Genomic DNA, 18,075 nt, shown 5'->3' with positions numbered 1-18,075 from the left:
AGGCGCGCCCCGCTGTCAGTCGCGTTGCGCGGCCAGCCGCGCAAGGTCGTCGGGGGTGTTGACGTTGGCGATCTCGACGCCGGCCGTCACCGGCTCGGCCCCGATCCAGTCGGCAAAGGCCCGCACCGATCGCGATCCCGGACCACGCAGCATCGCATGCAGGGTCAGGTTCGCATCGACCGGCCACAGCCCGACCACCGGCAGGTTGGGCAGATAAGCGGCCGGTCCGACCGCCGACAAGCGCAGGTGCAGGTCGCGCGGCACGAACGGCGTGTCGCACGGTACGGTCAGCACATGGCTGAACCCGTGCGCGCAGGCATGATGCAGTGCCGCCGCGATGCCGCCGAGTGGTCCGAGGTCGGGGGCGGGGCGGTCGGGAACCCCCTGCAACCCGGCATGGGTGCGTCCGACGACGATCAGCGCATCGACCTGCGGCGCGACCGCTTCGACGACATGGTCGATCAACGACCGGCCGTCGATCGCGGCCAGCGCCTTGTCGCTGCCGAACCGGCTCGACCGGCCGCCGGCAAGGATGGCGCCAAGGATGCGCTTCATGACGCCAGCATCGCATCGGCCCGTACCAGCGTCCGCAGCGCCAACCCGGCCGCCGCCGCCCGGTCGAGAGCGAGAGTCGTAGCGGCGGAGACGGTCGCGAGCAGCGGGCACCCGGCCAGCACGGCCTTCTCGACCAGTTCGAACGAACAACGCGACGACAGCAGCGCGAAGCCGCCGTCCCAGTCCAGCCCCTGGCGGCGCATCGCGCCGATCAGCTTGTCGAAGGCGTTGTGCCGGCCGACATCCTCGCGGACCAGCCGGATCGCGCCGTCGACGCTGCACAGCGCCGCGGCATGGGTCGCGCCGGTCGCCTGTGCCAGCGGCTGATGATCGCGCAGCGCGGCGGCGGCAGCAAACAGCGCCGCGTCATCCGCTCGCGATCGGGCGTGTAGCGAAGGAAGGGGCCGCAGCGCCTGTTCGAGATTCTCGATCCCGCACAGCCCGCACGAGGATTCGGACACACGATGCCGCACCCGATCGGCGACGCGATCATGGCGTTCGGGCACCAGCGTCACGCGCAACAGCGTACCGGCATCCGTCGCGTGCGCGCTCACCTCGATAACCTCGTCGACGCTATCGACCAGCCGCTCGGCCAACGCGAATCCGTGCGCCAAATCGACCAGATCGCCCGGTGTCGTCATCAGCACCGCATAACCCAGTCCGTTCACCTCGATCGCCACCGGCGCCTCAACCGCGACGGCGCGGTCGTGACCGGTGCGTTCCCCTCCTGAAGCCACCCGGTCGAACCGCCGGATGGTCGTCTCGACATTCGTCATCCGGCGGCGCTCATCCGGCGACGATACGGACCGGCACCGCCTTGCCAGCGGGCGTCTGCGACGCATGATCGTGCCAGTCGAGCGGGACCAGCGGATTGAGTTCGGGATAATAGCCCGCGATACAGCCATCGGGCAGGTCGAACGGCACCACCTTCAATCCCGCGACGCGGCGATCGACACCGTCCTCGGCATCGCCGACCACGGTCACGATCTGCCCCTTGTGCAGGCCGGCCTTCGCGATTTCCGCCGGGTTCATCATCAACACGTCGCGCGTTCCAGAAATGCCACGGAAGCGATCGTCATAGCCGTAAATCGTCGTATTGAACTGATCGTTCGAACGGAGCGTCACGAGCCGATACCGTCCTGGCGCATCTTCGATCGTCGTGCCCGACAGCGAGCGCGGCACGGTGAACTCCGCCTTGCCGCTTTCGGTCTTCCACACCCGCTCGCGCGCCGAATTGCCGCGATAGAAGCCGCCGGGCGTGAACATGCGTTCCTCGAAGTCGTGAAACTCCTCCGGATAGGTTGCCTCGATCTGCTTGCGGATTTTGGCATAGTCGCCGGTCCAGCCGTCCCAGTCGACCTTCGGGTTGGGATCCAGCGTCGCCTTCGCCATGCCGGCGACGATCGCGACCTCGGATTTCAGATGCTCGCTCGCCGGTTCGTGCGTGGCGATCGATCCATGGATATGGCTGAACGTATCCTCGATCGTGACGATCTGTTCGCCACCGGCCTGTTTGTCGACCTCGGTACGGACGAGGCAGGGGAGGAGATAGGCGGTCTTGCCGTTGATGAGGTGGCTGCGGTTCAGCTTGGTCGCGATCTGCACCGTCAGGCGCAGCTTTGGCCATGCCGCCTCAACCCGCTCCAAATCAGGGATCGCGCGCAGGAAATTGCCGCCGAGCGACACGAACGCCTCGATCTCGCCGTCCAGCACGCCCTGCGCCGCGGTGACGGTGTTGTGGCCATGCTCCATCGGCGGCTCGAAATCATATAGTTCGCGCAGACGGTCCATCGGCACCAGCTCGGGCTTCTCCGAAATGCCAACGGTGCGCTGCCCCTGCACGTTGCTGTGCCCGCGGACCGGCGACATGCCGGTGCCGACGCGCCCGATATTCCCCTTCATCAGCAGCAGGTTCACATAGGTCGCGACATTGTCGAACCCGTTGACCTGCTGCGTCAGGCCCATGCCATAGATGCCGATCGTCCGATCCGCCTCGACATAGACCTGTCCCGCTGCCTCGATATCGGCGCGCTTCAACCCGCTCTCGCGTTCGATGTCGGCCCATTCGGTCGCGCGCACCATCGCCTCGAACGCCGCGAAGCCGTCGGTATGCTGCTCGATGAAATCGACGTCGAGGACGTGGACCTTGTGCTCCGCCCAGCTTTTGTCTTCGGCAGCCAGCACATGCTTGGCGAGACCGATCATGACGGCAACGTCGCCGCCGGGCCGGACCTGGTGATATTGGCAGGAAATCTTCGTCTCGCTGCGCGTCGCCATTTCGAAGGGGTTTTGCGGGTCGGTGAAGGCGATCAGGCCCGGTTCCTTGACCGGGTTGAACGTCACTACCTTGCAACCGCGCTTCACCGCATCGCGCAAAGGGTGGAGGAAGCGCGGGCTGTTCGATCCGGTATTCTGCCCGAAGAAGAACATCGCGTCGCAATGTTCGAAATCGTCGAGGATCGAGGTGCCGACCGGCGCACCGATCGTCTTCTTCAGCGCGACCGAAGTCGTTTCGTGACACATGTTCGAGCTGTCGGGCAGGTTGTTGTGCCCGTACAGGCGCGCAAACAGTGCGAAGAGGTAGGAAGTTTCCAAGCTGGCGCGGCCCGAGGCGTAGAAGATCGCCTTCTTGGGATCGATCGCGCGCAACTCGGCGCCGATCGCGGCAAAGGCTTCGTCCCAGCTGCATTCGACATAATGATCGGTGGCATGGTCGTAACGCATCGGATGGGTCAGCCGGCCCTGATGCTCGAGATCGAAATCCTTCCAACCCTTGAGCTCGGTCACCGAATGTTCGGCGAAGAATTCAGGCGTGCAGCGATTGGGCGTCAGGTCCCACAGCGTCGCCTTGGCGCCATTCTCGCAGAATTCGAACGGATGCGGCTCGGCGGGCTTCCCCCATGCGCAGGAGGTGCACATGAAACCCTTGGGCTTGTTCTGGCGGGCGAGCTGGGCGAGCGCGGCAGGACGATTGCGTTCCTTGCCGAGGATCTTGGACATCCCCTTGACCGAACCCCACCCGCCGGCGGGGCCGTCATAGCCCACCACATCATCCCGATCCGCCACATCCGTCCCTTCGCCACGCCGTCTGGCGCAAGGTACGCCGCAAGACGCGGGAAAGTTCCAGTATTTAAAGGACCATTTCGACCGCAAGCGCCGTGGCTTCGCCGCCGCCGATGCACAGCGACGCCATGCCGCGCCGTAATCCGCGGGTTTCCAGCGCCGACAGCAATGTCGCCAGCACCCGCGCCCCGCTTGCGCCGATCGGATGGCCGAGCGCACACGCACCGCCATGGACGTTGACGATATCGTGCGGCAGGCCGAGGTCGTGCATCGCCGCCATCGTCACGCAGGCGAAAGCCTCGTTCACTTCGAACAGGTCTACCTCGCCGCTCGCCCAGCCCGCCCGGTCGAGCGCGCGGCGCATCGCGAAGACCGGAGCGGTCGCGAAGCGGGCCGGCGCATGGGCATGGCCGGCATGGGCGACGATCCGCGCGACCGGGGTGAGCCCCAGCCGATCGGCAACCGACGCACGCGCTAGCACCAGCGCGGCCGCACCGTCGGAAATCGATGATGCGTTGGCGGCGGTGATCGTCCCGTCCTTCGCAAAGGCGGGCTTGAGTGTCGGAATTTTCGACACGTCTGCGCGCGCGGGCTGTTCGTCGGTGCGGACGGTCGTGTTGCCCTTGCGCCCGGCGATCTCGACCGGCACGATCTCGCGATCGAACGCGCCCGATGCCTGCGCCGCCTGCGCCCGGGTCAGCGACGCGATGGCGAAATCATCCTGCGCCTCCCGCGTGAAGCCATAGGCGGCGGCAGTTTCCTCGGCGAAGCTGCCCATCAGCCGGCCGGGTTCATAGGCGTCCTCCAGCCCGTCGAGATACATATGGTCGAGCAGCCGGTCGTGTCCGATCCGCGCGCCGCTGCGGTGCCGCTGCGACAGATAGGGGGCGTTGGTCATGCTTTCCATGCCGCCCGCGACGATGATGTCGGCCGATCCGGCGGCGATCGTATCGGCGGCCATCATCACCGCCTGCATCCCCGATCCGCACATCTTGTTGACTGTCGTCGCCTCGACATGCTGCGGCAGGCCCGCGCCCAGTGCCGCCTGCCGCGCCGGCGCCTGACCGAGGCCGGCAGGCAGCACGCAACCCATATAGATGCGCTCGACCGCCTCGCCCGACAGCCCGGCACGCGCCACCGCCGCACCGACCGCCGCCGCGCCCAGTTCGGTCGCGCTCGCCCCGGTCAGGCTTCCTTGAAAACTTCCCATCGGCGTGCGGGCATAGGACAGGATGACGACGGGATCGGACATGCGGCTCTCCAACCGATTCTGGTTTCGTTTGATATCATATCTAGGGGTTGTGCCGCCGCCTCGCAAATGCCGGGAATTGCAGATAGGGGCGGGCGATGGCCGCTGCGCTCCCCCCGTCTTTCTGGCCAATTCTGCTCGGCATCCTCGGCGCGGTGTTCGGCAGCGTCATCGCGACGCTCGCGATCCGGTGGCCGGAGGGAAGGTCGATCGCGATCGGGCGTTCGGCCTGCGACGGGTGCGGCCGGACGTTGCGCGTGACGGAATTGGTGCCGTTGCTCAGTTTCGTCGCGTTACGCGGCCGGTGCGGTAGCTGCGGTGCCCGGATAGCGCTGGCGCATGTCGTGACCGAGTTGCTCGGTGCAGCGATAGGGATCGTAGCGGGACTCGTCGCGCCCGGTTTCAACGGCGTTGCCGGCGCCGTCTGCGGCTGGCTGCTTCTGGCCTTGGGCGCGATCGATCTTGCCGCCTTCTGGCTTCCCGATCGTCTGACGCTCACGCTTGCCGTGGCCGCATTGGTCGGTGGCCTTGGCGGCGCCGGTCCCGGCATGACCGACCGGCTGATCGGCGGGGCGGGGGGCTTCGCGACGCTGTGGCTCGTCGCAACCCTGTACCGGCAGGTCCGCGGCCGGACCGGGCTGGGCGGCGGCGACCCGAAGCTGTTCGGCGCGATCGGCCTGTGGCTCGGTTGGCGCGCCTTGCCGGTCGTGCTGCTCATCGCCTCGCTGGCAGGTCTGGCGGTCGTGCTCGCGATGGCGGTTGCCGGCCGACGCCCCACCGCAACCGACCGCCTGCCGCTCGGCACGCTGCTCGCCGGCGCCGCCTTTCTCTGCTGGGCGCTGTCGGCCTAGGCCGCCTCGACCCGATATTCGATCGGCTTGAAACTGCCGCCATTCGATGCCGGCGCCGAACAGGCGGTCAGCCCGATCACGAGGTCCATGGCCGCGCGAAAGGTGATCGTATCGCCGGCCTTGCTGATCGGCGGCAGCACGCTCAGCTTCCCCGTCGCGCCGTCGACCGGCACGTTCATGAAGCAGTTGAACGCCACCGGTATCCGGTCCGGCTGTACGCCATAGGGTTCGAGCGCCGCCGCCAGATTGCCGAAACACCCGCGATGCGGCGGCAGGTCGGGGTAGAAATGGTGAAAGGTGTCGTAGGAACAGGGCGTCAGCAGGAAATCATGCGTGCCGACCATGTCGTCGACGATCTCCAGCATCACCCGGCTGCGGTTCGAATACAGCTTGTGCCCGGTCGTCAGCCGGATCGTCTCGGCATAATCCAGCGTCCGCCCCGACGAGATGACCTCGTCCAGATCGTCGGCATTGAACGCCAGCAGGTCGGCGACCTGACAGCCGCGCGGATCGACCACCACCAGCGTCTCGCCCTCCCGCAAGCGGAAGGCGGTGCCCGAACGTTCGGGGATGACGTGGTTCACTTCGCCTCCCCCGAATAATGGAACGGGCAGGCCCAGCGATCGTCAACCTGCCGCCCGCTATATTGCCGCGCCTCGCTCGCCGCACCGTGGCGCGCCAGCATCGGGTTGCGGCTGCCGGCCAGCGCCTCGTCGCGCACCAGGATCTTCTCGCGCATCGTCTCGTACTTGCCCTCGGCGCGCAGCCGTTCGAACTGGTCGTGCAGGTTGAATACCAATGTCGGCCGGTCGAAGCGGCGCGCCGGCCGGCTGGCGCGCGGATGAAGCCCGACGATGAAGAATGCCTCTCCGCCGAAGCTCAGCGAGAAATGCGGATTGTCGGGATCGGCGCTGACCCGCGCGTCATAGTCCTGCCCGCGCCACACATCCTTGTCGGACAGCGACTGGACCCGCTGCCACAACGCGCGCTCGAACTGCGCCTCGCTCAGGTCGTCCGGTCCGTCGAAGATCACCGCGAAGCTGCGATACATCGCCCGGTCGCGCCGGTAATTCTCGGCCAGCCGCATCAGCGAATCGTGAATGCGGACATCGTCCCATGCGCTGTCGATGCGAGAGCAGGCCAGCACGTCCAGCGTACCCTTGGCCATCGCCGACTTGGCCCCGACACAGGGAAAGTCGCGATCGGCGACATGGCCGAACAGCATCGCCTGCAGGCGATCCTGCGCTTCGTGTTTCCAGTTGAACATTGCGGAGGTCCCGACCCGGTTATTGGATCAACAGTACGTTTCGCCCCTGACACCGGTTCCGCGCCGGTTGACGGGCGGCGACGGGGCGGCAACAATCCGGTCCGTGAACAAACGCCTGCTTCTCGACGACTTCCTGCCATACCGGCTGTCCATCGCTTCGAATCGAGTGTCCGATGCGATCGCATCGACCTATCGATCGCTGTTCGGGCTGCGCATTCCCGAATGGCGGCTGGTCACGGTTATCGCCGAAAGCGACGGGATTACCCAGCAATCGCTGTGCGTTGCCACCCGCATGGACAAGGTGACGGTCAGCCGCGGCGCGATCGCGCTGGTCGATCGCGGGCTGGTCGAACGGCGCGCCAATGATGGCGACCAACGCTCGCACCTGCTGCGGCTCACCCCGTCGGGCCGCGCCCTGTACGAACAGGTCGCGCCCAAGGCGTTGCTGATCGAACAGGAATTGTTCGCGTCGTTCACGGCGACGGAGATCGAGGTGCTGCGCGACATGCTCGAACGGGTGCAAAACGCCGCCGACGCGATGGAGCAGCGAACGATCGATCAGTAACGGTCGCGGCGCGGTTTGGCCTGGTGCTTCGTCGGCAGCGTATCGGCCAATCGCGCGCCGCGCCGACCCATCGGCCGGGGATGGCCGACGGTCGAATCGATCGCGGTCTGCCGCTCGGCTTCGGCATTGATCTCTGCACCGATCAGGATCGCGAAGCTCGACACGAACAGCCACATCAGCAGCACGACGACCGCGCCCAGTGCGCCATAGGTCGCATTGTAATCGGCGAAGTTCGCGGCATAGACGCCGAACAGCACCGTCGCCAGCAGCCATAGCAACGTCGCCGCGACCGACCCGACCGACAGCCAGCGCCACTGCGCCCGCGCCCGATCGGGGCCGTAGCGATAGGCGAAGGCGATTGCCGCACTGGCGATAAACCCGGCGACCAGCCACGTCGCCCCCTGGATGAAGATCGCCCCGGCGGTGCCGAGAAACTCGGTCTGGCTGCGGATCCACGTCAGCACACCCGCCGAGACGATACCGACGAGCGCCGCGAAGATCGCCGCTACCGTTATCATCGCCGACAACAGGGTGGTGGTAATGATGCTGCGCTCATCCTCCTCCTCGTAGATCACGTTCAGCGCCTGGATGATCGCGCTGGCCGCCCGCATCGCGCCATAGACCGACAGCAGCAGCGCGACGGCGAGACCAAGCCCCGCCTGCGACGACGCGGTCGTCACCACCGCGATCAACTGGTCGGAAATCAGCCGCGCCGCATCGGCGGGCACCAGTTCGAAGATGGTCTGCATATGCCGCGACACCGTCGACGGGTCGGCTACCAGGCCATAGGTCATGACGATCGCACCTAGCAGCGGCACGAACGACAGGAACGCGTAGAAGGCGACCCCCGCCGCCATCAGCGTCAGATTGTGATAGCCGACCATGGTGTAGACGCGGAACAGGATCGCCCGCCATGCGGCCCATGGATGCGCCCATGGATGGGCCGACTGGCTGCCCGGAATGGTTGCCGGATCTATCGATGTCGCGTTGTCGGTCACATACTTCCCCTTGGCTCGCGATACCAACGCGTTCCGCTTTGTTGGGATGCAGCGGATTTACAATATGAACCAATTCTTTGGTTCGGCGTTTTCGAGGACGCCGGGGATTGTGCGCTGCAATGACCGGGGCAAAGGGGACGGGGACGGTACGTTGGGGGATTTTCGCGCGCGGACGATCTGTATGTTGCTGGCGGGAACGATGACCGCCCCGGCCGCACTGGCCCAGACGACGCCCACCTCGCCACCGCCTGTGACCACGCCGACGGCGCCGCAGAGTCAGCCTGCCGATGGCGCGATCGTGCCCGAACCCGAATTCGAAGCGGCGCTGCCGACGCTGTCAGGCGACATCAACGCGCCGCTCGAACCGATGTCGGGCTTCGATGCGCCCGCCTCGCCGACCCCCGAGACGGCGACGCCGCCTGCTGTCACCCCGCCAAGGGCACCCGCGACCGAAGCGTCCGTCCCCCCCGAAACCCTGCCCGATGCGGTCTTGCCCGAGGCGCCCGAACTGGCGCAGCCGCTACCGCCGCTGTCGTCGTTCGACGTCACCCCGGTCGAGGTCGCGGGCGTCGATGACAAGCGTGCGGTCGAAATCCGCTATGACACCGTCATCCGCGGGCTCGACGACATCGACGGGACCTCGCAGTTCAAGGCGCTGTCGTCGCTGGAGGAGGGCAAGGGCAAGGCCGCGAATGCGACGATGGTGCAGGCCCGCGCGCGTGAAGACGAACAACTCGCCATTCGGATCATGCGGGCGAAGGGCTATTATGACGGCACCGCAACCTCCGCGATCGAAACGCCGCCGGGCGAACGCATTCGCGCCGTCGTCACCGCCATCCCGGGAAAGCAGTTCACGTTGGGTTCGATCCGCATCGATACTCAGCCGACCGTGCCGCCGAACCTCGTCCAGCGCGAATTGCCGCTGAAGGTTGGCGATCCGGTCGATGCCGAACGCATCCAGGCGGCCGAGGCGAATGTCAGCCTGAAGTTGCCGCAACAGGGCTATCCCTTCGTCGAGGTCGGGCAGCGCGACATCCTACTCGACGATACCGCCTATACCGGCGCCTATACCCTGCCAGTGGCCACCGGGCCGCGTTCGTCCTTCGGTACCTATTCGACCACCGGCAAACTGGCGTTCGATGCCGAGCATGTCGGCGTGCTTGCCCGGTTCAAACAGGGCGAACTGTACGACAACCGCAAGGTCGACGATCTTCGCGCCGCGCTCGTATCGACGGGGCTGTTCTCCAGCGTCTCGGTCGAACCGCAGCGGACCGGGCAGCTTGCGCCCGATGGTACCGAATATGTGAACCTGCTGGTGCGGCAGGACGCCGGGCCACCGCGGACGTTGGCGGGCGAAGGCGGCTATGGCACCGGACAGGGCATCCGCCTCGAAGGGTCGTGGACCCATCGCAACCTGTTCCCGCCCGAAGGCGCGCTGATCGTGCGCGGTGTAGCGGGTACGCAGGAACAGGGCGCGGGTGTCACCTTCCGCCGTTCGAACGCCGGCCGCCGTGACCGGACGTTCCAAATCCTCGCCAATGCCAGCCGCACCAATTACGACGCGTTCGAGGCATTCACCGGCACGCTCGGCATCCGCTGGTCCTATGACTCGACCCCGATCTGGCAGAAGCGCTTCACCTATGCCTATGGCGCCGAACTGATCGGTACCAACGAAGACACCTATGACTTCGATGTCGGCGGGCGTCGTCGCAAAACCTATGGCATCGCGGCGCTGCCGCTGTTCGCCGGGTTCGACACGTCGGACAATCTGCTCAACCCGACCAAGGGCTTCCGCCTGAAACTGAACGTCAGCCCCGAAGCATCGGTGCAGGGCGCCGCGCGTCCCTATGGCCGGTTCATGGTCGAGGGCACCGGCTATTACCCGATCGGCGAGAGCATCGTCATCGCCGGCCGCGCCCGCGCCGGATCGATCCAGGGCATCGCCCGCGACGACCTTGCCCCCTCGCGGCGTTATTATGCCGGCGGCGGGGGATCGGTGCGCGGCTTCGGCTTTCAGGAACTCGGCCCCCGCACCCCCGAGGTCGACGAGGATGGCAACAACCTGAACCGTCCGATCGGAGGGCGCAGCCTCAACGAATTTGCGATCGAGGCGCGCTACCGCTTCGGCAATTTCGGGATCGTGCCGTTCCTCGACGCCGGTCAGGTCTATGAATCGAGCCTGCCCAAGGGTTCGGACCTCCGCTTCGGTGCCGGTATCGGCGGCCGCTTCTACACCAATTTTGGGCCGCTGCGCGTCGATGTCGCCACGCCGATCGCCCGGCGGCCGGGGGAATCGAAGATCGCGCTCTACATCTCGATCGGGCAGGCCTTCTGATGACCGACGCCGAACTGCCCGCCGCCGACACCGTCGTGGTTCGCGACCGCCCGCTCTGGCTCCGCATCCTGAAATGGATCGGCATCGCGATCGTCGCGCTGCTGCTGCTCGTAGTCGTACTGGTCTTCGCGCTGAACACCGGACCCGGTCGCGGCTTCCTGGTCAGCAAGCTCGACGGCTACACCACCGCTTCCGGCCTCAAGGTCAATATCGGTCGGATCGACGGATCGCTCTACGGTGCGATGACGATCCGCGACCTGCGGCTGAGCGATACGCGCGGCGTCTTCGCCTATTCGCCCGCCATCGCGCTCGACTGGCGGCCGTTCGCCTTCGCCAACGGCCATGTCGATATCCGCAGCCTGACCAGCCCGCTGGTCCGCTATGCCCGCAACCCGGTGCTCAAGGACACGCCGCCGGGCGACCCGAACGCGCCGCTGCTGCCCGATTACGATATCGACGTGAACCGCCTGCGCGTCGACCGGATCGAGGTCGGCCCGGCGGTGACCGGCCAGCGCCATATCGCCCGCCTCGACGGCGAAGTGCATATTGCCGACCGCCGTGCGCAGGTGACCGCCAACGCCGCGACCATCGCCGCGCCGGGCGTGGCCGGCGGCGACAGCGTTGCGCTGAAACTCGACGCCGTCCCCGACGACAATCGCTTCGACATCGATGCCCGCATCAACGGCCCGGCGAACGGCATGATCGCCAGCATGGCCGGCCTGACCGCACCGATCGCCGCGACGATCGACGGGCAGGGCGACTGGAACAACTGGCGCGGCCGGCTGGCCGGCACGCTTGGCGGGCAGCAGTTTGCCGATCTGGCGGTGACCGGTCGCGACGGTCGCTTCACCGTGCGCGGATCGACCCGTCCGGGGCTGATCCTGCAGGGGCCGGTCGAGCGGCTGACCGCACCGCGCCTCGACGTCGCGATCGACGCAGCCCTTGCCGACCGCAAGGCCGACACCCGCATCCAGCTGCGCTCCAGCGCGCTCGCGGTCAACGCCGCCGGCCTGCTCGATCTTGGCAACAGCCGTTTCGGCAATTTCCGCACCGAAGCGATGCTGCTCACCCCCGGCGCGATCCTGCCCAACCTCAACGGCCGCTCGGTCCGTGCCGCCGTGGTCCTCGACGGCGGCTTCGGCACCCCGACCGTCGATTACAAGATACAGGCCGCGGCGCTCGGCTTCGGCGAGACCGTGGTCGAACAGCTCTATGCCGAGGGCCGCGCGACCGTCGACGCCGACCGCATCCTGATCCCGATCGCGGCAAAGGCGCGCCGCATCACCGGACTCAACGCCGCGGTTGGCGGGCTGGTCACCAACGTCGCGATCAATGGCGACCTCGCCATTTCGGGCGATCAGGTGCTGTCCGACAATCTGCGCATCCGTTCCGACCGGATCGATGCCACCGCGATCGTCGCCGCCAACCTGACCACCGGCCGCTATACCGGCGCGATCAAGGGGCGGATCAACGACTATGAGGTCGCCAGCATCGGCATCCTCAACCTGTCGACCGACGCCAGCCTCTATGCCGCGCCGAACGGCGGCTTTGGCATCAAGGGGCGCGTCGTGGCCCAGACCACGCGCCTGTTCAACGAAGGCGTCCGCAACTTCCTCGGCGGCAATGTCTCGACCACCCGCGTCGATGTCGGCGTCGCGCCGGATGGGATCATCACCTTCTCCAACCTGCGGATGAACGCACCGCAGTTCCGCATCACCAATGGCTCGGGGCGCTACGACCCGGCCGGGCCGCTGCTGGTCAATGCCGATGCCTATTCGACGCAATATGGCCCGCTGTCGGCACGGGTGACCGGATCGGTCGCCGCCCCGCAGGTGCTGCTGCGTGCGGCGCGGCCGGGTGTCGGCGTCGGTCTCGTCAACCTCGAGGCGCGGGTGCGCGGGCAGGGCGATCGCTATGCGATCCAAGCGACCGGCGGTACCGACTACGGCCCGTTCCGCGCCGATGTGCTGGTGTCGACCGCACCGCGGCTCGTCGCCGATATCCGCTCCGCGACCTTTGCCGGCGTCAATATCGATGGCCGGGTCGAGGCGACGAATGCTGGGCCGTTCGCCGGCCGCATCAACTTCGCCGGATCGGGCATTGCCGGTATCGCCCGCCTGTCGGCACAGGGCCGCTACCAGCGCGCCGATGTGAATGCACAGGCATCGAACGCCGCGATCCCCGGCAACATGGGCATTCGCATCGGCCGCGCGATCGTCACCGCCACCGCCGTGTTGTATGATCAGCCTGAAATCGTCGCCGATGCGCAGGTCGCGAACCTGTCGATGGGCGACTTCCTGCTCGAACGCAGCCGCGCCAAGGTCAATTATCGCGGCGGCAACGGCACGGCGCAGTTGTTCGCCGAGGGATCGTCGGGCGTCCCGTTCCGTGTCGCCGCCAATGCGCGCCTGCGTCCGAACGACTATCTGGTCGCGTTGCAGGGGGTCGCCAATTCGATCCCGTTCAAGACGGTCAATCCGGCGCGGATCGTGTCGGCACCGGGCGGCTATCGCCTCTACCCGACGCGCATCGATTTCGCGCAGGGGTCGATCCGCGCTGCCGGCGTCTATGGCAACGGCATGTCGATCCAGACGCGGCTCGACCGGCTCGACCTGAGCATCATCAATGCCTTCATGCCCGGCACCGGCATCGGCGGCACCGCGACCGGCAGCCTCGATTTCGCGCAGGCCGCCGATCAGAGCTTCCCGCGCGCCGATGCCCGGCTGACGATCCGCAATTTCCAGCGGACCAGCCTCGCCTCGGTCTCCGAACCGGTCGACATCGTGTTCGCGGGCGACCTGCGGCCCGAGGGCGGCAGCGGGCGGGCGCTGATCCGGCGCGGCACGACCACGGTCGGCCGGATGGTCGCCAACCTGCGGCCGCTCCCGCCGGGCAGCGGTTCGTGGGTCACGCGCATGCTGGCGGCACCGCTGTCGGGCGGCATCCGCTACAATGGCCCGGCGGGCGTGCTGTTCTCCTTCGCAGGGCTCGCCGATCAGCAGTTGAGCGGACCGATCGGCATCGCCGCCGACTTTGGCGGCCGGGTACAGGCGCCGCAACTCACCGGCGTGGTCCGGGCCAACAACCTGACCTACGAAAATGAGACGCTGGGCACCCGGCTGACCAATCTCGGCATCAACGGCCGCTTCACCAACGATCGGTTCGAACTGACCCAGTTGCGCGCGCGCGCTGGCGACGGCACGATCGCCGCACAGGGGACCGTCGGCCTCGCCTCGAACAGCGGCTTCCCGATCGACATCCGCGCCCAGCTTCGTGACGCGCAACTGGCGCGCAGCGACGCGCTCGGCGCATCGGCGACCGGCGACATCCGCATCCAGAACGGTGCCGATGGCGGTCTGATCTTGGGCGACCTCACCATTCCCGAGGCGCGTTATCAGATCATCCGCCAGGGTGCTGCCGAAGTCCCCGAACTGACCGGCGTCCGGCGCAAGAGCGACGCCAATCGTCCGGCCGCTACCCGCCCGCAGCAGCAGGCGGCATCGGCCGGGCTGTTCCGCCTCGCGCTGCGCGTCCGTGCCGACAACCGGCTCTATGTGTCGGGCATGGGGCTGGAATCGGAATGGGAGGCCGATCTGCGCATCGGCGGCACCTCCGCCGCGCCGACGATCAACGGCCAGCTGCAACTGGTCCGCGGCACCTATTCCTTCGCCGGCAAGCGGTTCGAGGTCGAACGCGGCATCATCCGCTTCGAAGGGGAGAATTACACCAACCCCGTCATCGACATCGCCGCCACCACGACCGCCGAGGGCATCACCGCCTCGATCAACGTCACTGGCACCGCACAGGCACCGCAGATTGCGTTCAACTCGACCCCGGCGCTGGCGCAGGACGAGGTGTTGTCGCGGCTGTTGTTCGGCAGCTCGGTCACCAACCTGTCGGCGACCGAGGCGATCCAGCTGGCCGCTGCGCTCAACTCGCTGCGCGGCTCGGGCGGGGGCGGGCTCAACCCGCTCGGCAAGCTCCGCTCGGCGACCGGCTTCGACCGGCTGCGCGTGCTGGGCGGCGACGAGGCCACCGGCCGTGGTACCTCGCTGGCGGCGGGCAAATATTTGACCGACGACATATATATCGAGATCATCACCGACGCCCGCGGCTTCACCGCCACGCAGATCCAGATCGCCCTGACCCGGACGCTCAGCGTGTTGTCGCAGACCGGATCGTTCGGCGGATCGAACGCCTCGGTACGCTACAGCCGGGATTATTGAGGAAGGACCGGGGTGCCTTCGGCGCTCCGGTCCTGTTGCGGATATATCTGGCAACGCTACGGTAGGTCTCCGCCTACGCAAATTCATCCGTACCCTCGCGAAGGCGGGACCTTCGCTAAAGTCGGACGTACCGTGTCCCCGCGAAGGCGGGGACCCAGGGCGATGTCCGCAAGCCTTTGTTTTGCTTGGCTCTGGACCCCCGCCTTCGCGGGGGTACGCAAGGGTCCAGAAAAGGCAGTGGAATTTCGCGGAGGTCCCGCGAAGGCGGCGGCCGGAGCCAAGCAAACAGTGGCTCGCATAGGGCGGTTGTCTTTCCTTCCCTGAGTAAGGGAGGTCGGGGGTAGGGCGGCCCGCGACGAAGCGTTAGGCCCGCGCCGATCCTACCCACCGCTCAACCCACCTTGGCCGGATGGGTGTAGTTCACCGAAGATCGATCGCTTACAGGACCGCGATCAACGAACGATCGCTCGCACCGCCCCCTTACTGCCCCGGAATTGCCCGCGGTACGCCACCCGCCAATGCCGCCAGCATCGCAGCCCGCAGCGGCTTCGCCTTGAAATCCTCATCATAGGGACAGCCGCGCGCGATGACCCCGTCGGTGCGCGGCTCGAACCCGCGCAGCCAGCTATACCGGTCGCTCATCCCCCAGGCGAGGGCGTCGCCGAGCTGTGGGTAGGACAGCATGATATCCAGATACGCGCGCGCAAAATCCGCGACGCCCTTGTCGCGGGGGGCAATGGCCGCCGGCAACCCTTTGTCGCGCACATCGAACTCGGTGACGATCAGCCGGTACCCCATGCTGGTCACCCGGTCGAGGAACGCGCGCCATTCGGGTTCCAGCCGCTTCGCGACCGCGCCGGCATCGGTCGTCGGCTTGAACAGCCCGATATGCGATTGCACGCCCAGCGTATCGACCGGCGTGCCGCGACGGCGGAATTCCTCCAGCAGCGACAGCACGCCCGCACGGTGCTTCGCATTGCCGTCCTCCCAACTCATATAGTCGTTATAGACCAGCTCGGCATGCGGCGCGGCGGCACGCGCGGTGCGGAAGGCATGGTCGAGCACGGTCGCGGTGCCGCCCATCGCCCGCGACAGCGACGTTTCGCGCAAGCCCCCCGTATCGGGATCGACCGCCTCGTTGACGACGTCATAGCTGTCGATCTTGCGGCTATAGCGCTTGGTGACGGTGTCGATATGCGTGTCGAGGATGCGGGCCGCTTCGGTCGCCGGGCGCTGGCCGAAATCATAGGTGTTGAGCCATGCCGGAAACCATTTCGAATAGGCCCAGAGCAGCGTGTGACCACGCAGCGCGAAGCCGTTCGCCGTGGCCCATTCGACCATCGGATCGAAGCGGCTGAAATCGAACCGGTCGGCGGACGGGCGGATCGCCTGCCACTTCATCTGGTTTTCGGGGACCAGCACATCGCAGTCGCGCTTAAGCAGCGCGGCATAGGCCGGGTTGGCGAAGGATCCGGCATCGGCGCCCAGCGGGCTCCAGGCGAAGGCCGAACCGAACCGGCGGCCCTTGCTGGCGGCGGCGGCCTTCAGCGTATCGGCGGGGGCGTCGGCGGCGCGGGCCGTGGTGGCGGCAAGGAGCGCGGCGCTGCCCGCGAGCATGCTGCGACGATCGATCATGGTCATGCGACGGCCTTTCCATCGACGGGGGTGTAGTCGGGTACGATCAGGTGAATGACCGCGACCGCGAGCAGATAGGCGCAGGCGGCGACGATGAAGATCGGCTGGTAGCTGCCGACGGTTTCGAGGATCGCGCCGGCAAACTTCGCCATCAGCATGCCGCCGACCGCCCCGGCCAGGCCGCCGATGCCGACGACCGATCCCGCCATCCAACGCGGAAACAGGTCGCCGGGCAGCGCATAGAGATTGGCGGAGAAGCCCTGATGCCCGGCACAGGCGAGCCCGATCAGCCCGACCGCGACCCACATGCTCGGTGCATAGGTCGCGCCAGCGATCGGCACGGCGCACAGCGCGGCGCAGACCATCGCCGTCTTGCGCCCGCGTCCGATCGACATGCCGCGCCCGATCAGCCGGGTGCTCAGCCATCCGCCCGCCACCGACCCGACATCGGCGAGCAGATAGACGGCGATCAGCGGCGGCCCGAATTCCTTCATCGACAGGTTGAACGACTTGGAGAAGAAGTCCGGCAGCCAGAACAGGAAGGTCCACCAGATCGGGTCGATCAGGAACCGTCCGGCGATATAGGCCCAGGTCTGGCGGATGCGGAACATCCGCGCCCAGGGGACGTGGCGCTGCGGCTCGACCGGATCGGCCTCGATCCACGCCAGTTCCTCCGCCGACAGCGACGCTTTTTCGCGCGGACGGCGGTAGAATGCGAACCACGCCGCCAACCACACGACCGACAGCGCGCCGGTGACGAAGAACGCCGCTCGCCAGCCAAGGTCCAGTGTCACAACGATAAATGGCACCAGCAACGGCGTCAGCAACGCCCCGACATTCGACCCCGCGTTGAATATCCCAATCGCAAACGCCCGCTCCCGCCTAGGAAACCATTCGTTCGTCGCGGCGATCGCGGCAGGGAAGGTGCCGGCCTCGCCCGCGGCCAGCGGCATGCGAGCAAGGATCATGCCGCTGGTCGAGGTGAAGGCCGTGTGCAGGACATGGCCAACCGTCCAGACGATCATCGCCAGCGCATAGCCGGCCTTCGCCCCGATCCGGTCGACGATCCGCCCGGCGACGACATAGGCGATGCCGTAGGCAAGCTGAAAATAGAAGGCGAGGTCGGCATAGCCGGTCTCGGACCAGCCATATTGTTGCGCGAGGTCGGGCTTGAGTACCGCCAGCACCAGCCGGTCGACGTATGAGAGGACCACCGCGAAGAAGAGCATCGCGCAGACGATCCAGCGTACCCGCCCCGCAGGCTTGGCGATCGGCGGCAACGAGCTGGCCGCTACTGTGGATGCACCCGCGCGATCGGGGGGATTCAGGGT

13 protein-coding genes are annotated in these 18,075 nt (G+C 66.9%); 4 read left to right on the top strand and 9 right to left on the bottom strand.

Annotation, left to right across the window (positions count from 1 at the left end; translation table 11 throughout):
• Positions 1 to 15 precede the first annotated feature (15 nt).
• From mobA to ACTHQV_RS10565, 4 genes are all read right to left on the bottom strand, one after another.
• Positions 16 to 555: a molybdenum cofactor guanylyltransferase gene (mobA, locus tag ACTHQV_RS10580; protein WP_440490163.1), complete on the bottom strand. Its 540-nt coding sequence runs from the start codon at positions 553 to 555 to the stop codon at positions 16 to 18.
• The gene (gene fdhD, locus ACTHQV_RS10575; protein WP_440490162.1) at positions 552 to 1,331 is read right to left on the bottom strand and encodes a formate dehydrogenase accessory sulfurtransferase FdhD; all 780 of its coding nucleotides are present in this window, start codon (positions 1,329 to 1,331) and stop codon (positions 552 to 554) included. Before fdhD ends, mobA begins: the two co-directional genes overlap by 4 nt.
• A 10-nt stretch (positions 1,332 to 1,341) precedes the next feature.
• The gene (locus ACTHQV_RS10570; protein WP_440490160.1) at positions 1,342 to 3,621 is read right to left on the bottom strand and encodes an FdhF/YdeP family oxidoreductase; all 2,280 of its coding nucleotides are present in this window, start codon (positions 3,619 to 3,621) and stop codon (positions 1,342 to 1,344) included.
• A 64-nt stretch (positions 3,622 to 3,685) separates the two neighbouring features.
• Positions 3,686 to 4,870 (bottom strand): acetyl-CoA C-acyltransferase, encoded by a 1,185-nt coding sequence (locus tag ACTHQV_RS10565; protein ID WP_440490158.1) that lies wholly within the window; start codon positions 4,868 to 4,870, stop codon positions 3,686 to 3,688.
• Between the two features lie 95 nt (positions 4,871 to 4,965).
• Here ACTHQV_RS10565 and ACTHQV_RS10560 point away from each other — a divergent pair, with 95 nt between their 5' ends.
• Entirely contained in the window at positions 4,966 to 5,718 is a 753-nt protein-coding gene (locus ACTHQV_RS10560) for a prepilin peptidase (RefSeq protein ID WP_440490156.1), read from the top strand.
• Here the strand turns inward: ACTHQV_RS10560 and ACTHQV_RS10555 are convergent.
• Positions 5,715 to 6,302, bottom strand: coding sequence for a DUF1989 domain-containing protein (locus ACTHQV_RS10555; protein ID WP_440490155.1), 588 nt, complete (start codon positions 6,300 to 6,302; stop codon positions 5,715 to 5,717). The genes ACTHQV_RS10560 and ACTHQV_RS10555 overlap by 4 nt on opposite strands.
• Positions 6,299 to 6,985, bottom strand: coding sequence for a guanitoxin biosynthesis heme-dependent pre-guanitoxin N-hydroxylase GntA (gene gntA, locus ACTHQV_RS10550; RefSeq protein WP_440490153.1), 687 nt, complete (start codon positions 6,983 to 6,985; stop codon positions 6,299 to 6,301). The genes ACTHQV_RS10555 and gntA overlap by 4 nt, the downstream gene beginning before the upstream one ends.
• A gap of 166 nt (positions 6,986 to 7,151) precedes the next feature.
• On the opposite strand from gntA, the gene ACTHQV_RS10545 reads away from it, so the two are divergent.
• Positions 7,152 to 7,550, top strand: a complete 399-nt coding sequence (locus ACTHQV_RS10545; protein ID WP_440490152.1) for a MarR family winged helix-turn-helix transcriptional regulator — start codon at positions 7,152 to 7,154, stop codon at positions 7,548 to 7,550.
• On the opposite strand, the gene ACTHQV_RS10540 is transcribed toward ACTHQV_RS10545, so the two are convergent.
• On the bottom strand, positions 7,544 to 8,548 hold the full coding sequence (locus ACTHQV_RS10540; RefSeq protein WP_440490151.1) for a YihY/virulence factor BrkB family protein: 1,005 nt from the start codon (positions 8,546 to 8,548) through the stop codon (positions 7,544 to 7,546). The genes ACTHQV_RS10545 and ACTHQV_RS10540 overlap by 7 nt on opposite strands.
• Positions 8,549 to 8,747: 199 nt before the next feature.
• On the opposite strand from ACTHQV_RS10540, the gene ACTHQV_RS10535 reads away from it, so the two are divergent.
• Together ACTHQV_RS10535 and ACTHQV_RS10530 are read left to right on the top strand one after the other, a co-directional pair.
• A complete protein-coding gene (locus tag ACTHQV_RS10535) occupies positions 8,748 to 10,883 on the top strand; it encodes a BamA/TamA family outer membrane protein (RefSeq protein WP_440490149.1) in 2,136 nt (711 codons plus the stop codon).
• Positions 10,883 to 15,109 (top strand): translocation/assembly module TamB domain-containing protein, encoded by a 4,227-nt coding sequence (locus ACTHQV_RS10530; RefSeq protein WP_440490148.1) that lies wholly within the window; start codon positions 10,883 to 10,885, stop codon positions 15,107 to 15,109. Before ACTHQV_RS10535 ends, ACTHQV_RS10530 begins: the two co-directional genes overlap by 1 nt.
• A 480-nt stretch (positions 15,110 to 15,589) precedes the next feature.
• Here ACTHQV_RS10530 and ACTHQV_RS10525 read toward each other — a convergent pair whose 3' ends face one another.
• Positions 15,590 to 16,750, bottom strand: a complete 1,161-nt coding sequence (locus ACTHQV_RS10525) for an endo-1,4-beta-xylanase (protein ID WP_440490146.1) — start codon at positions 16,748 to 16,750, stop codon at positions 15,590 to 15,592.
• A complete protein-coding gene (locus ACTHQV_RS10520) occupies positions 16,747 to 17,973 on the bottom strand; it encodes an MFS transporter (RefSeq protein ID WP_440490407.1) in 1,227 nt (408 codons plus the stop codon). Before ACTHQV_RS10520 ends, ACTHQV_RS10525 begins: the two co-directional genes overlap by 4 nt.
• Positions 17,974 to 18,075: the final 102 nt, after the last annotated feature.

The sequence above is a fragment of the Sphingomonas sp. SAFR-052 genome (genome assembly GCF_051965015.1).
In the GTDB taxonomy this organism is placed as follows: domain Bacteria; phylum Pseudomonadota; class Alphaproteobacteria; order Sphingomonadales; family Sphingomonadaceae; genus Sphingomonas.
The sequence above is the reverse complement of the archived record's forward strand: the minus strand, read 5'-3'. Positions and strand labels throughout refer to the sequence as shown.